The sequence below is a fragment of the Streptomyces cinnamoneus genome, assembly GCF_002939475.1.
Classification (GTDB): Bacteria; Actinomycetota; Actinomycetes; order Streptomycetales; family Streptomycetaceae; genus Streptomyces; species Streptomyces cinnamoneus_A.
This window is the reverse complement of the sequence record NZ_PKFQ01000001.1, coordinates 2,493,277-2,506,894: the sequence shown is the minus strand read 5'-3', so window position 1 is coordinate 2,506,894 and position 13,618 is coordinate 2,493,277. Positions and strand designations below refer to the sequence as shown.

At 74.4% G+C, this 13,618-nt stretch carries 11 protein-coding genes; 7 read left to right on the top strand and 4 right to left on the bottom strand.

What is annotated here, in order from left to right:
• Nucleotides 1–4 precede the first annotated feature (4 nt).
• From CYQ11_RS10645 to CYQ11_RS10635, 3 genes are all read left to right on the top strand, one after another.
• A complete protein-coding gene (locus CYQ11_RS10645) occupies nucleotides 5–3,733 on the top strand; it encodes an ABC transporter ATP-binding protein (protein ID WP_240003498.1) in 3,729 nt (1,242 codons plus the stop codon).
• 35 nt (nucleotides 3,734–3,768) lie between these two features.
• Nucleotides 3,769–4,353, top strand: a complete 585-nt coding sequence (locus tag CYQ11_RS10640) for a dihydrofolate reductase family protein (RefSeq protein ID WP_099200432.1) — start codon at nucleotides 3,769–3,771, stop codon at nucleotides 4,351–4,353.
• Between the two features lie 66 nt (nucleotides 4,354–4,419).
• Nucleotides 4,420–5,853 (top strand): S28 family serine protease, encoded by a 1,434-nt coding sequence (locus CYQ11_RS10635; protein ID WP_099200433.1) that lies wholly within the window; start codon nucleotides 4,420–4,422, stop codon nucleotides 5,851–5,853.
• Between the two features lie 63 nt (nucleotides 5,854–5,916).
• On the opposite strand, the gene CYQ11_RS10630 is transcribed toward CYQ11_RS10635, so the two are convergent.
• The 3 genes from CYQ11_RS10630 to CYQ11_RS10620 form a co-directional block, all read right to left on the bottom strand.
• Nucleotides 5,917–6,549 carry a hypothetical protein gene (locus CYQ11_RS10630; protein WP_240003499.1) on the bottom strand — a complete coding sequence of 211 codons (633 nt, stop codon included), beginning with the start codon at nucleotides 6,547–6,549 and terminating at the stop codon, nucleotides 5,917–5,919.
• 269 nt (nucleotides 6,550–6,818) lie between these two features.
• Nucleotides 6,819–7,457: a TetR/AcrR family transcriptional regulator gene (locus tag CYQ11_RS10625; protein WP_240003064.1), complete on the bottom strand. Its 639-nt coding sequence runs from the start codon at nucleotides 7,455–7,457 to the stop codon at nucleotides 6,819–6,821.
• 45 nt (nucleotides 7,458–7,502) lie between these two features.
• Nucleotides 7,503–8,408: a LysR family transcriptional regulator gene (locus CYQ11_RS10620; protein WP_099197317.1), complete on the bottom strand. Its 906-nt coding sequence runs from the start codon at nucleotides 8,406–8,408 to the stop codon at nucleotides 7,503–7,505.
• A 94-nt stretch (nucleotides 8,409–8,502) separates the two neighbouring features.
• On the opposite strand from CYQ11_RS10620, the gene CYQ11_RS10615 reads away from it, so the two are divergent.
• The gene (locus tag CYQ11_RS10615) at nucleotides 8,503–9,459 is read left to right on the top strand and encodes an EamA family transporter (RefSeq protein WP_099200434.1); all 957 of its coding nucleotides are present in this window, start codon (nucleotides 8,503–8,505) and stop codon (nucleotides 9,457–9,459) included.
• Here the strand turns inward: CYQ11_RS10615 and CYQ11_RS10610 are convergent.
• The gene (locus CYQ11_RS10610; RefSeq protein WP_146104669.1) at nucleotides 9,344–10,150 is read right to left on the bottom strand and encodes a sugar phosphate isomerase/epimerase family protein; all 807 of its coding nucleotides are present in this window, start codon (nucleotides 10,148–10,150) and stop codon (nucleotides 9,344–9,346) included. The two genes, CYQ11_RS10615 and CYQ11_RS10610, sit on opposite strands and share 116 nt — an antisense overlap.
• A 106-nt stretch (nucleotides 10,151–10,256) precedes the next feature.
• On the opposite strand from CYQ11_RS10610, the gene CYQ11_RS10605 reads away from it, so the two are divergent.
• From CYQ11_RS10605 to CYQ11_RS10595, 3 genes are read left to right on the top strand one after another with little or no spacing between them, the layout of a single operon-like run.
• Nucleotides 10,257–11,390, top strand: a complete 1,134-nt coding sequence (locus tag CYQ11_RS10605) for a Gfo/Idh/MocA family protein (protein ID WP_181143631.1) — start codon at nucleotides 10,257–10,259, stop codon at nucleotides 11,388–11,390.
• Nucleotides 11,387–12,541, top strand: a complete 1,155-nt coding sequence (locus CYQ11_RS10600; RefSeq protein WP_240003500.1) for a dihydrodipicolinate synthase family protein — start codon at nucleotides 11,387–11,389, stop codon at nucleotides 12,539–12,541. The genes CYQ11_RS10605 and CYQ11_RS10600 overlap by 4 nt, the downstream gene beginning before the upstream one ends.
• A complete protein-coding gene (locus tag CYQ11_RS10595) occupies nucleotides 12,538–13,368 on the top strand; it encodes a sugar phosphate isomerase/epimerase family protein (RefSeq protein ID WP_099200435.1) in 831 nt (276 codons plus the stop codon). The genes CYQ11_RS10600 and CYQ11_RS10595 overlap by 4 nt, the downstream gene beginning before the upstream one ends.
• Nucleotides 13,369–13,618 lie beyond the last annotated feature (250 nt).

Below are 13,618 nucleotides of genomic sequence, written 5' to 3'. Positions count from 1 at the left end.
TCGGGTGGCCGCGACGGACACAACCGGTCAGGGCTGGGCCCGAAGGCTCACGGGCTACTGCTGGCGGTACCGCGCCACGGTGCTGCTCGCGCTGGGCTCCTCCCTCGCCGGCATGGCCGTCATGGCGCTCGTCCCGCTCATACCCAAGCTGATCATCGACGACGTCATAGGCAGCCACCAGCGCCCCCTCGCCCCCTGGGCCACCCTCCTGGTCGTCGCCGCGGTCGTCGTCTACGGCCTCACCTACGTGCGCCGCTACTACGGCGGCCGGCTCGCGCTCGATGTCCAGCACGACCTGCGCACCGAGATGTACGACGCGATAGCCCGCCTGGACGGCAGGCGGCAGGACGAGCTGTCCACCGGCCAGGTCGTCGGCCGCGCCACCAGCGACCTCCAGCTCATCCAGAGCCTGCTCTTCATGCTGCCGATGATGATCGGCAACATCCTCCTCTTCGTCATCTCCCTCGTCGTGATGGCGGTCCTCTCCCCGCTGCTCACGGTCGTCGCCCTCGCCGTCGCCCCCGCCGTCTGGTTCCTCGCCAAGCGCAGCCGCGTCAAGCTCTTCCCCGCCACCTGGTACGCCCAGGGGCAGGCCGCCGCCGTCGCCGGCGTCGTGGACGGCGCCGTCACGGGCGTACGCGTCGTCAAGGGGTTCGGGCAGGAGGCCCAGGAGGCCGGCAAGCTCCGCGAGGTCAGCCGCAGGCTCTTCGCCGGGCGGCTGCGGACCGTCCGCCTCAACTCCCGCTACACCCCGGCCCTCCAGGCCGTCCCCGCCCTCGGCCAGGTCGCCATGCTCGCGCTCGGCGGCTGGATGGCGACGCGCGGACAGGTCACCCTCGGCACGTTCGTCGCCTTCTCCACGTACCTGGCGCAGCTCGTCGGCCCCGTCCGCATGCTGACCATGGTCCTCACCGTCGGCCAGCAGGCCCGTGCCGGCGTCGAGCGCGTCCTCGAACTCGTCGACACCGAACCGGTGGTGACGGAGCGTCCCGGCGCCCACGACCTGCCCGCGGACGCCCCCGCGACCGTCGAGTTCGACGACGTCACCTTCGGCTACGACCCCGGACGGCCCGTCCTGGACGGCGTCTCGCTGCGCCTGGAGCCCGGCGAGACCGTGGCCGTCGTCGGCGCCTCCGGCAGCGGCAAGTCCACGCTCGCGCTGCTGCTGCCGCGCTTCTACGACGCCACCTCGGGCACGGTCCGGGTCGGTGGCCAGGACGTGCGCGACCTCACCCTCTCCTCGCTGCGCGCGGCCATCGGGCTGGTGCCGGAGGACAGCTTCCTGTTCTCCGACAGCATCCGCGACAACATCGCCTACGGCGTGCCGGGCGCGAGCGACGAGCGCGTCCGCGCGGCCGCCCGCGCCGCACAGGCCGACGGCTTCATCTCCGCACTGCCCGACGGCTACGACACCAAGGTCGGCGAACAGGGCCTGACCCTCTCCGGCGGCCAGCGGCAGCGCGTCGCGCTCGCCCGCGCGATCCTCACCGACCCCCGGCTGCTGCTCCTCGACGACGCCACGTCGGCCGTGGACGCGCGCGTGGAGCACGAGATCCACGAGGCGCTGCGCGGCGTCATGGCCGGCCGCACGACCCTGCTGATCGCCCACCGGGCCTCGACGCTGGCCCTGGCCGACCGCATCGCGGTGCTCGACGGCGGCCGGCTCGTCGACGTGGGCACGGCCGCGGAGCTGGAGGAGCGCTGCGCGCTGTACCGCCAGCTGCTGACCGACCCGGAGGAGCTGGCCGGGCTCGCCAAGGACCCGGCCGGGGCCGTGGCCGGCACCCCCGCGCCGGCCGGTGACGCCCGGCGCCACCCGGTCGACGGGGTGACCCCGCACCTGTGGGTGCGTGGGGACACGCCGGGGGCGCACGGCGCGCTCGCCGGCATGCCCGCCACCCCCGAGCTGCTCGCCAAGGTCGAGGCGCTGCCGCCCGCCACCGACTCCCCGGACATCGACGAGGAACGGGCCGCGCTGCCCGAGGAGTCGTACGGGCTGCGGCGGCTGCTGCGCGGCTTCGGGGCGCCGCTCGCCCTGAGCCTGCTGCTCGTCGCGGTGGACGCCCTCGCGGGGCTGCTGCTGCCCGTCCTCATCCGGCACGGCATCGACCAGGGCGTCGAGCGCCTGGCCCTGGGCGCCGTGTGGACCGCCTCGGCGCTCGCGCTGCTCGTCGTGGTCGCGCAGTGGGCGGCCCAGGTCGGTGAGACGCGGCTGACCGGGCGCACGGGCGAGCGCGTCCTGTACGCGCTCCGCCTGAAGATCTTCGCCCAGCTCCAGCGGCTCGGCCTCGACTACTACGAGCGCGAGCTCACCGGGAAGATCATGACCCGGATGACCACGGACGTCGACGCCATGTCGACGTTCCTGCAGACCGGACTCGTCACCGCGGTCGTCTCCGTCTTCACCTTCTTCGGCATCCTCGTCGCCCTCCTGGTGATCGACGTCGAGCTGGCCCTGGTCGTCCTCGCCACGCTGCCCCCGCTCGTCGCCGGCACGTTCTTCTTCCGGCGGCAGAGCGTCAAGGCGTACGAGCTCGCCCGCGAACGCGTGGGCGTGGTCAACGCGGACCTCCAGGAGACCGTCGCCGGGCTGCGCGTCGTGCAGGCCTTCCGCCGCGAGGCGACCGGGGCGCGCCGGTTCGCCGAGCGCAGCGACCGCTACCGGCGCGCGCGGGTGCGCGGCCAGTGGCTGATATCGGTGTACTTCCCGTTCGTGCAGCTGCTGTCGTCCGTGGCCGCGGCCGCCGTGCTGACCGTGGGCGCGGGCCGGGTGAGCGACGGCACGCTGACGGCGGGCGCGCTGGTGGCCTACCTGCTCTACATCGACCTGTTCTTCGCGCCTGTCCAGCAGCTCTCGCAGGTCTTCGACGGCTACCAGCAGGCCACGGTCTCGCTCGGCCGGGTGCAGGACCTGCTGCGCGAGCCGACGACGACGCCGGTGGCCGCCTCGCCCCGCACGGTGCGGAAGCTGAGCGGCGAAGTCGTCTTCGACGACGTGCGCTTCCAGTACGAGGCCGGCGAGGACGCCCTGTCCGGGATCCGGCTGACGATCCCCGCCGGGCAGACGGTGGCGTTCGTCGGCGAGACGGGTGCGGGCAAGTCGACGCTGGTCAAGCTGGTGGCGCGGTTCTACGACCCCACCGCGGGGGCGGTCCTGGTGGACGGCCACGACCTGCGCGAGCTCGATCCGGTCGCCTACCGCCACCGCCTGGGCGTCGTGCCGCAGGAGCCGTACCTCTTCCCCGGCACCGTGCGCGACTCGATCGCCTACGGCCGCCCGGACGCGAGCGACGCCGAGGTGGAGGCCGCGGCGCGGGCGGTCGGGGCCCACGAGATGGTCGCCGCGCTGGACGGCGGCTATCTGCATCCGGTGGCCGAGCGCGGCCGCAACCTCTCCGCCGGCCAGCGCCAGTTGATCGCCCTGGCCCGGGCCGAGCTCGTCGACCCGGACGTCCTGCTGCTGGACGAGGCCACGGCCGCCCTGGACCTGGCGACCGAGGCGATGGTCAACCGGGCCACGGACAGCCTGGCCGGGCGCCGCACGACCCTGGTGGTCGCGCACCGGCTGACCACGGCGGCCCGCGCCGACCGGGTGGTGGTCCTCGACCGCGGCCGCGTGGTGGAGGACGGGACGCACGACGAACTGCTCGCGCAGGACGGGCGGTACGCGGAGCTGTGGCGTACTTTCACGGGCGAGGGCGTTCCGGCCCGGCGGGTGGGTGCCGTAGGTTGACCAAGGAATGATCTTGGCCAGCGGAACGGGGACCCATGCGCAAGCTCACGTACTTCATCTCCACGACCCTCGACGGGTGCATCGCCGGCCCCGGCGGTGAGTACGACTTCATGTACCCGGTCCTCGACGAGGACTTCACCGCCGCGCTCGTCGCCAGCCACCCCGACGCCCTGCCGGGCCATGTGCGCCCGCACCTCGGGCTCGGGGACGAGAACCGCGACTTCGACACGGTGATCATGGGGCGCGGCACGTACGAGCCGGGACTGAAGGCGGGCTTCACCAGCCCGTACCCGCACATGAAGCAGTACGTGGTGTCGGAGTCCCTCGCCGAGAGCCCCGACCCGGCCGTCACCGTCTTCTCCGGCGACCCGCTGGAGCTCGTCCGCGAGCTCAAGGCGCAGGAGGGCAAGGGCATCTACCTGTGCGGCGGCGGGAACCTCGCCGGCCAACTGCGTGAGGAGATCGACGAGCTGGTGGTGAAGATCTACCCGTTCGTCGCCGGGGACGGCATCCGGTTGTTCTCCGGTGAGTTCGCCCCCGAGCGGTACGAGTTGAAGGACTCGCACACCTTCAAGAACGGCGCCATCGTCGCACGGTACGCCAAGGTCACGACCGTCTGACTCTGGCGTTGCGGATGTTGCCCCGGGTAGGTTCGCGGCGACCTTTGCGAACCCAGGGGAGGGCGCATGCGCAAGGCTCTCAGAATGCTGCTGGCGCTGACGATGTCCATAGGGGCAGTCGGCGCCGGCGGCGCGACGGCAGGGGCGGCGACCAACGCCACCGAGCCGGACATCAAGGCACGCATCCTGAAGATTCCCGGGATGAGCCTCGTCAGCGAGGAGAAGCCGGACGACGAGCACCGCTATCTGGTGCTGACCTACAAGCAGCCCGTCGACCACCGGCACCCGGAGAAGGGGACGTTCGAGCAGCGGTTCACGCTGCTGCACAAGTCGGTGGACCGGCCGACCGTCTTCTACACCTCCGGTTACAACGTCAACACCAAGCCCAGCCGCAGCGAGCCGACCCGGATCGTCGACGGCAACCAGCTGTCGCTGGAGTACCGCTTCTTCACCCCGTCCCGCCCGCAGCCGGCCGACTGGTCCAAGCTGGACATCTGGCAGGCGGCCAGCGACCAGCACCGCCTCTACCAGGCCCTCAAGCCCGTCTACGGCAAGAACTGGCTGGCCACCGGCGGCAGCAAGGGCGGCATGACGGCCACCTATTACCGCCGTTACTACCCGAACGACATGAACGGCACCGTCGCCTACGTCGCGCCCAACGACGTCGTCAACAACGAGGACTCGGCCTACGACCGGTTCTTCGCGGGCGTCGGCGACCAGGCCTGCCGCACCCAGCTGAACTCGGTGCAGCGCGAGGCGCTCGTGCGCCGCGACGAGATCGTCGCGCGCTACCAGAAGTGGGCCGGCGAGAACGGCAAGACCTTCAAGGTCGTCGGCAGCGCCGACAAGGCCTACGAGAACGTCGTCCTCGACCTCGTGTGGGCGTTCTGGCAGTACCACCTCCAGAGCGACTGCGCCTCCGTGCCCGCCACGAAGGCCTCCACCGACGACCTGTACAAGTTCGTCGACAACATCTCGGGCTTCGACGCCTACACCGACCAGGGCCTGGAGCAGTTCACGCCGTACTACTACCAGGCGGGCACCGAGCTGGGCTCGCCGAGCCCCAAGTTCGCCCACCTCAAGGGCCTGTTGCGCTATCCCGACAGCTACCAGCCGCGCACCTACGTGCCGCGTGACATCCCGATGACGTTCCGGTCCGGCTCGATGGCGGACGTCGACCGCTGGGTCCGCGACAACAGCAAGAACATGCTGTTCGTCTACGGCCAGAACGACCCGTGGAGCGCCGAGCCGTTCCACCTCGGCAAGAACGCCTCCGCGCGGCACACCTACCGGTTCTACGCGCCCGGCGGCAACCACGGCTCGAACATCTCCCAGCTCGTCGCCGACGAGCGGGCCGTGGCCACGGCCGAGGTCCTGCGCTGGGCGGGCGTCGCGCCCAAGGCCGTGCAGCAGGACGAGCGCCAGGCGAAGCCGCTGGCGCCCTTCGACAAGAAGATCGACCGCCAGACGGTCGAGCGGCAGGCCACGCTGCGCCCGTAAGCGCGCCCGCCCGTTCCGCGTGCCCCGCACCGCCCGGTGCGGGGCACGCGGCCGTCCGGGCCCCTACAGGCGCCGTGCGCAGCCCACTGGGGCCGCGCCGCCCACCTGGACGTACAGGTCGGTCGACGGCGGGCAGTCGTCCCGCGTACGGGCCAGCTCGGCCACCTCGAACTCCGGGGCGTGCGGCTGTGAGCCGTCGCAGGCCGTCTCCTTCACCACGCCGTGCCGCTCGCTGTACACGCAGTCGCCCGCGACGGTGAGCGGGCCGCCGCCCCGGCCCGGGTCGCCCGGGTGCGGCGGCCGGAGGTTGCGCATGCAGGCGTAGCCCTCGGGGACGCTCTCCGTCTCGGAGGTGCCGGTGTCCACGGCGGTGACGTGCAGGACGAAGTCCGTGGTGTCGGGGCAGCGCGGGCCGCCGGACCGAGGGCCGAAGTAGCGGGCCAGGACGCTCGCCGTGGCCCGCCCGCTGAGGCAGTCGACCTCGGTGAAGGACGCCCGGCCCCGCCCGGCGCACGTGCCCCGGTCCAGGAACGTCGCGCCGGCGCCCCGGCCCGGGCCGGCCGGGGCGGTGACCTCCTCGCCCCGCGCGACGGCCGCCGGGGCCGGGGGCGCGGCGGCCTGACAGCCGGCGAGCGCGCACGCGCCGCACAACACGGCGAACGCGAACAGCGCCTCGGGCAGCGCGCGATGCCGCATGTTCTCCCCCAAACCCCCGTACGAGCGTCCACAGTTACCCGATGCCCACCGGCGCACGCCAGGCGTGCGGGGGGCCTTGCGGAGGGTGAGCCCGCGCCCCCGGCCCGCCGCCGTCGGCCGCCACCGGTGCGTAAGGAGGGGGTGCACCGGCGGCGGTGCGCGGCCGGCCGCAGGCGGCGGAGAGGGAGGTCGGCGGCGCCGACACCGCTCTGCGGAGACCCACCGGCAGCACGCCCCTTGGACGGGCCGCGCGCCGCGGCGGTTCCGCGCTAGGGGGTGCGGCGCGCCCGGCCGACGCCCCGCACCCCGCCCGGCCGCAGGGGCCGGCGCAGGGTGAGCAGCCGCGCGCGGGGGGCCAGCCGCCGCACCATCGCGAGGACCGACTCCGTCCGGGAGCGGTCGGCGTCCAGCACGGTGAAGAGGTTGACCCCCAGGTAGAAGGTGACCGCGGCGCACGCCAGGTCGCGCGGCGGGGTGAGCCGGGCGAGCGGAGTCCCGCCGACGACCCGCTCCAGGGTCTCCTCCACGAACGCCATCCACGGCTCGACCCGCACCCGGATCCCCTCGCGCAGCTCCGGCCTGGCGACGGCGGCGGCGACCAGCTCGGACAGCAGCGTGATGTGGCCGCCCTCGAGGTCGTCGCGGTAGATGCGGGTGGCCGCCTCGGCGAGGTCCTCCACGGTGCGGGCCTCGGCGACGGTGGCCGTGTGCCGTGCCATGCGTTCGGCGGACGAGCGGTCGAGGGCGGCGAACAGCAGCTGGTCGACGCCGCCGAAGTGGTAGAAGACCAGCGCCGAGTTGACCCCGGCCTCCTTGGCGATCGCCCGCGCGCTGGCCTTGGCGTAGCCCTGCGCGCGCAGGACCGCGCCGGCCGCGGCGATCAGCCGGTCCTTGGTCTCCACCGCCATGTGCCGCCTCTCCGGGAGCGCGTTCATCATACGGTCGACCGGTGGTCAAAAGGTGCGGTCCGGCCACTGTTCGTGCAGCAGGCGGACGGTCTCGGTGACCGCGGGGCGGCGGGCGGTGCCGGTGCGCCAGTAGGCGAACAGGCGGCGCACCGGGACGGGGTCGAGGGGGACGGCCCGTACGCCCTCGGGGAGCGGGCCGCGGCCCAGCCGCGGCAGCAGGGCTATGCCCAGGCCCGCCGCGACGAGCGCGACCTGGGTGTGGTTCTCGGCGGCCTGGTAGGCGAGGTCCGGCTCGCTGCCGGCCGCGCGCAGGGCGCCGACGAGCCAGCCGTGGCAGACGGTGCCGGGCGGCTGGCCGACCCACCGCTGGTGCGCCAGGTCGTGGTGGGCCAGCCGCTCGCGCCCGGCGAGCGGATGGCCCTCCGGCACCAGGACGTCACAGAGGTCGTCGCCGATCCTCGCCCGCCGCAGCCCCCCGGGGGCGGGCAGCGGGATGGTGTCCCACTCGAAGGTGACCGCCAGGTCGAGCACGCCCTGCGCCACCAGGTCCACGGACAGGTGCGGGTCCACCTCGCTCAGGCGCGCGTCGAGGGCCGGGTGCTCCCGGCGGAGGGCGGCCAGCACTCCGGGCAGCAGGCCGCGCGCCGCCGACGCGAACGCCCCGACCAGCAGCCGGCCGGTGGGCAGGCCCCGCTGCTCCTCCAGATCGGTCTCCGCGCGCTCGACCAGGGTCAGCAACTGGCCGGCCGTCTCCGCCAGCCGGGTCGCGGCGTCGGTCAGGGCGACGCCCCGGCCGCGGCGCTCCAGCAGGGTGGTGCGGGTCTCCCGCTCCAGCTTGGTGATGGCCTGGGAGACGGCCGACGGCGTGTACCCCAGGGCGACGGCGGCCGCGCTGACCGAGCCGTGTACGGAGACGGCGTGCAGAGCGCGGAGGCGGGACAGGTCCAGCATGACGGCGACAACCCCCCATTGTTGAGTGCTGCTGAATCCCATCATGAAGAAACGCGCGCTGGTGCTACACAGTCGGGGCCGTGAGGATCGGTTCATGCGTCCGCTCCACATCCTCCTCGCCGTGTCCGTGGCCGCCCTGTGGGGCGTCAACTTCGTCGTCATCGACGCGGGGCTCGACCGGTTCCCGCCGCTGCTCTTCTGCGCCCTGCGCTTCCTCGCCGCCGCCGTTCCCGCGGTGTTCCTCGTCGGCCGCCCCCAGGTGAAGTGGCGGTGGATCATCGGCGTGGGACTGGTACTGGGCGTGGGGAAGTTCGGGCTGCTGTTCATCGGGATGCGCGCGGGCATGCCCGCCGGGCTCTCCTCGCTGGTGCTCCAGGTCCAGGCGGTCTTCACCGCCCTGTTCGCCATGGCGGCCCTCGGGGAGCGCCCCGGCCGCGCCCGGCTGGTGGGCATGGGCGTCGCCCTGGCCGGCATCGGCGTGGCCGCGGTCGACGAGGGGTCCTCCGGACCGCTCCTGGGCTTCACCCTCGTGCTGGCCGCCGCCGCGTTCTGGGGCGTGTCCAACGTGCTGACCCGCAAGGCGGCACCCCCGGACGCGCTGCGCTTCATCGTCTGGGTGAGCACCGTGCCGGTGCTGCCGCTGCTCCTGCTGTCCCTCGTCTTCGAGGGGCCCGCGGCCGACGCCGGGGCGCTGCGCTCGGCGGACTGGAGCGGGGTGGGCGCGGTCCTCTTCGTCGCCTGGGTCTCGACCGTGCTGGGCTTCGGCGCCTGGGGGTTCCTGCTGCGCTGCTACGACGCCTCCGCCGTCGCCCCCTTCACCCTCCTGGTGCCCGCCTTCGGGATGTCCTCGGCGGCCCTCCTGCTGGGGGAGGGCGTGAGCCCGCTGCGCTGGTGCGCGGCGGCCCTGCTGGTCGGCGGGGTGGCCCTCACGTCCCTCACGTCCCGCGCGGCGCGGCCGCGTGCAGTCCCCGCAGGTACTCCGCTCCCGCCCCGGCCAGCTGGGCGAAGTCCGCTGCCTGCGGATGCCAGCGCTTCTCGTACTCCCAGCTGAGCCAGCCGTCCCAGCCCGCCCGGCCCAGCGTCCCCACGCAGGCGCCCAGCGGCAGCACGCCCGCGCCGAGCGGCACCGGGGAGAGGTCCTCGGCCGAGGCCACGTCCTTCACCTGGACGTAGCCCAGATGGGGGGCGAGCGGCGGGAAGCTGACCGCCGGCTCCTCCCCGCCCAGCCACGTGTGCAGCACGTCCCACAGGGCGCCGACGCTGCCGTGCCCCACCGGCCCCAGGATGCGCACGGCGTCCTGGGCCCGGCGGTGCGAGTCGTGGGTCTCCAGCAGGACCCGCACGCCCGTGGCCGCCGCCAGCGGCGCGATCGTCCCCAGCCGGCGGGCCGCCGCCGCGTCGGCCTCCGCCGCCTCCTGCTCGCCCCCACCCGGGAACACCCGTACGAACTGGGCCCCGAGGTCCCCGGCGAGCCGCACCAGCGCGTCCAGCTCCGCCAGCACCGGTTCGTCCGGGCCCGGCCGGGCCACCCGGGCGTAGCCCGCCAGGCCCAGGACCGTCACACCGGCCTCCGCGAACGCGACCGCCACCGCCGCCCGCTGCGCCGGCGTGATGCCGGGGTGCACGGGCTCCTCGGGGTGCGCCCGCAGTTCCACGCCGTCGTAGCCGTGCCGGGTGGCGAGCCGCAGCACGTCGGGAACGGGCAGTCCGGGCACACCGAGAGTCGAAAAAGCCAGCTTCATGCCCAATCGGTTTCCCCGGACGACGGTGGGAAATGCCCCTTGTGCGGAACTGGGGGGAGGATCTCTGCCGATGAGGGCCGGGAGCGTCAGGGAAATCCGGATAGCGATGAACGGCGTGACGGGCCGCATGGGCCGGCGCCAGCACCTCGAACGGTCGGTCCTCGCCCTGCGGGAGGAGGGCGGCATCGACCTCGGCACCGGCACGGTGCTGTGGCCCGTACCCGTCCTCGTCGGCCGCGACGGGCGGAAGCTGGCGGCGCTGGCCGCGCACCACGGGATCGAGCACTGGACCACCGACCTGGACGCCGTGCTCGCCGACCCGGGCATCGACGTCTACTTCGACGCCCAGGCGACCACCGCCCGCGAGCGCGCCCTGCGCCGGGCCCTCGCCGCCGGCAAACACGTCTACTGCGAGAAGCCGACCGCCACCACCTACGCCGGGGCCCTGGGCCTGGCCAGGCTGGCCCGGGACGCCGGGGTGCGGCACGGCGTCGTCCAGGACAAGCTCTTCCTGCCCGGGCTGCGCAAGCTGCGCAGGCTCGCCGACGGAGGCTTCTTCGGCCGCGTGCTCTCCGTCCGCGGCGAGTTCGGCTACTGGGTCTTCGAGGGCGACTGGCAGAGCGCCCAGCGGCCGTCGTGGAACTACCGCTCGCAGGACGGCGGCGGCATCGCCGCCGACATGTTCCCGCACTGGGAGTACGTGCTGCGCGAGCTGTTCGGTCCCGTACGGGCCGTGCAGGCCCGGCTCATCACCCACATACCCCGCCGGTGGGACGAGCGCGGCCGGCCCTACGAGGCCACCGCGGACGACGCCGCCTACGGAATCTTCGAACTGGAGGGCGGAGCCGTGGCCCAGTTCAACTCCTCCTGGGCCGTCCGGGTCCACCGCGACGAACTGCTGGAGCTCCAGGTCGACGGCACCGAGGGCTCGGCCGTGGCCGGCCTGCGCCACTGCCGCGCGCAGCACCGCTCCGCCACGCCCAAGCCCGTGTGGAACCCCGACCTGCCCGCCACCGAGACCTTCCGGGCCCAGTGGCAGGAGGTGCCCGGCAACGGCGACGCGGGGGAGGGCGTCAACGCCTTCAAGGCCCAGTGGGAGCTGTTCCTGCGCCATGTGGCCGTCGGCGGGCCCTGGCGCTTCGACCTGCTGGCCGGGGCGCGCGGCGTGCAGCTGGCGGAGCTGGGCCGCAGGTCCTCCGCCGAGGGCCGCCGCATCGCCGTGCCGGAGCCGGCCCTGTGATCCGGCTGCCGGACGCCTCCGGGAGGCTGCGCCGCCACGTGCCCCGGGCGGCGGCACACCCCCCGCCGAAGGGGCCGCCGCCCGCGAGCCGGGTGCTCCTGGCCGCCGCCCACGTCGTCGCCGACCCCTTCGGCGACACCACCCCGCACGGCCCCGCCCGCCTCGACTGGGAGGCCACCCTGGCCTTCCGCCGGCACCTGTGGGCGCACGGGCTGGGGGTCGCCGAGGCCATGGACACCGCCCAGCGCGGCATGGGCCTGGACTGGCCGGCCGCGGCCCGGCTCATCCGCCTCTCGGCCGCCGAGGCGAAGGCGGTGGGCGGCCGGATCGTGTGCGGGGCGGGCACGGACCAGCTCCGGCCGCCGTACGCCCGCCTGGCGGACGTCGCGGCCGCCTACGAGGAGCAACTGGCGGTCGTCGAGGAGGCGGGCGCCCCCGCCGTCGTGATGTGCTCCCGCGCCCTGGCCGCCGTCGCCACGGGGCCGGAGTGCTACGAGGAGGTGTACGGGCGCCTGCTGCGCCAGGCCGCCGCCCCCGTGATCCTGCACTGGCTCGGCCCCGCCTTCGACCCGGCCCTGGAGGGCTACTGGGGCGCCACGGACCCGGGCGCCGCGCTGGAGACCTTCCTGCGGATCGTCACCGCCCACGCCGGCAAGGTCGAGGGCGTGAAGGTCTCGCTGCTGGACGCCGGGACGGAGCGCGCGCTGCGGCGGCGGCTGCCGCCCCGGGTGCGCTGCTACACCGGCGACGACCTCCACTACCCCGCACTGATCGAGGGGGACGGGCAGGGGCACAGCGACGCCCTGCTGGGCGTCCTCGACCCGCTGGGGCCGCTGGCGGCCCGCGCCACGCGGCTGCTGGACGCCGGGGACGGCCGCGGCTTCCGGGCGCTGCTGGACCCGACCGTGGCGCTGGCCCGGCACCTGTTCGAGCCGCCGACCCGCTTCTACAAGACGGGCATCGTCCTCCTCGCCTGGCTCGCCGGACACCAGGGGCACTTCACGATGGCCGGCGGCCTGCACGCGGGGCGCTCGCTGCCGCACCTGGCGAGGGCCTACGAACTGGCCGACGACCTGGGTCTGTTCCCCGACCCGGAGCGGGCGGAGGCCCGCATGGCGAGCCTGCTGGCGGTGCACGGGGTGGGCCGGTGAGGGGCACGGAGAGGTTCAGCCTGAACCAGGCGACCGTCCGGCAGTGGTCCCTGCCCGACCTGGTGGCGGGCTGCGCGGCGGCCGGGGTGCGGCACGTGGGGCTGTGGCGGGAACCGGTCCGGGAGTACGGTCCGGCGGCCGTCGCGCGGCTCGTGCGCGCCGCCGGGCTGAGCGTGAGCAGCCTGTGCCGGGGCGGTTTCCTGACCGCCCCCGACCCGGCCGGGCGGGCGGCGGCGCTCGCCGACAACCGGGCCGCGATCGAGGAGGCGGCCGCCGTCGGCACGGACACCCTCGTGCTCGTCTGCGGCGGCCTGCCGCCCGGCAGCAGGGACCTGGCCGGGGCGCGCGAGCGCGTGGCCGACGCCCTCGCCGCCCTGGTCCCGCACGCGGCCGGGTGCGGGGTGCGGCTGGCGGTCGAGCCCCTGCACCCGGTGTTCGCCGCCGACCGCTGCGTGGTGTCCACGCTCGGGCAGGCCCTGGCCCTCGCCGAACGCTTTCCGGCGGAGTGGGTCGGGATCGTCGTGGACACCTACCACCTGTGGTGGGACGACACCGTGGCCGAGGGCCTCGCCCGGGCGGGTGAGGGCGGCCGGATCGCCGCCTTCCAGCTGGCCGACTGGGTGACGCCGCTGCCCGAGGGCGTCCTGTTGGGACGGGGGCAGCTGGGGGACGGGTCGGTGGACCTGCGCTGGTTCCGCGAGCGGGTGGAGGCGGCGGGCTACACCGGCCCGACCGAGGCGGAGATCTTCAGCCCGGCGCTGTGGGCGCGCGACGGCGCCCAGGTGCTGGCGGAGACGCTGGAGCGGTACCGGGCGCACGTGCTCTGAACAGGTGTTCTGACGGTAAGTAACGGAAAGATAACACCTTGGACCAGGTGCAACCCCGCGGCCGCCCGGTGGGTCGTAGTTCACGTCGGCTTCCCGGGGGGAGGGGTCCGGGGGGATGCGGGGAGGCCGGCTCGGGGGGAGCACGAGGGGCCCGGTCGTCGGACCGGGCCCCTCGCATCGTCCCTGCCGGGACGCCCGGCGCACGGGGAGCCGGAGAAAGCGGAACCACGGTCATCCACAGGCCCGAACG

Excerpts from the sequence above, each read along its gene's own strand:
- CYQ11_RS10605 (WP_181143631.1), top strand. The coding sequence starts at position 10,257 with ATGAACGGCGTGACGGGCCGCATGGGCCGGCGCCAGCACCTCGAACGG.
- CYQ11_RS10625 (WP_240003064.1), bottom strand. The coding sequence starts at position 7,457 with ATGGCGGTGGAGACCAAGGACCGGCTGATCGCCGCGGCCGGCGCGGTC.
- CYQ11_RS10640 (WP_099200432.1), top strand. The coding sequence starts at position 3,769 with ATGCGCAAGCTCACGTACTTCATCTCCACGACCCTCGACGGGTGCATC.
- CYQ11_RS10630 (WP_240003499.1), bottom strand. The coding sequence starts at position 6,549 with ATGCGGCATCGCGCGCTGCCCGAGGCGCTGTTCGCGTTCGCCGTGTTG.
- CYQ11_RS10610 (WP_146104669.1), bottom strand. The coding sequence starts at position 10,150 with ATGAAGCTGGCTTTTTCGACTCTCGGTGTGCCCGGACTGCCCGTTCCC.
- CYQ11_RS10615 (WP_099200434.1), top strand. The coding sequence starts at position 8,503 with ATGCGTCCGCTCCACATCCTCCTCGCCGTGTCCGTGGCCGCCCTGTGG.
- CYQ11_RS10635 (WP_099200433.1), top strand. The coding sequence starts at position 4,420 with ATGCGCAAGGCTCTCAGAATGCTGCTGGCGCTGACGATGTCCATAGGG.
- CYQ11_RS10620 (WP_099197317.1), bottom strand. The coding sequence starts at position 8,408 with ATGCTGGACCTGTCCCGCCTCCGCGCTCTGCACGCCGTCTCCGTACAC.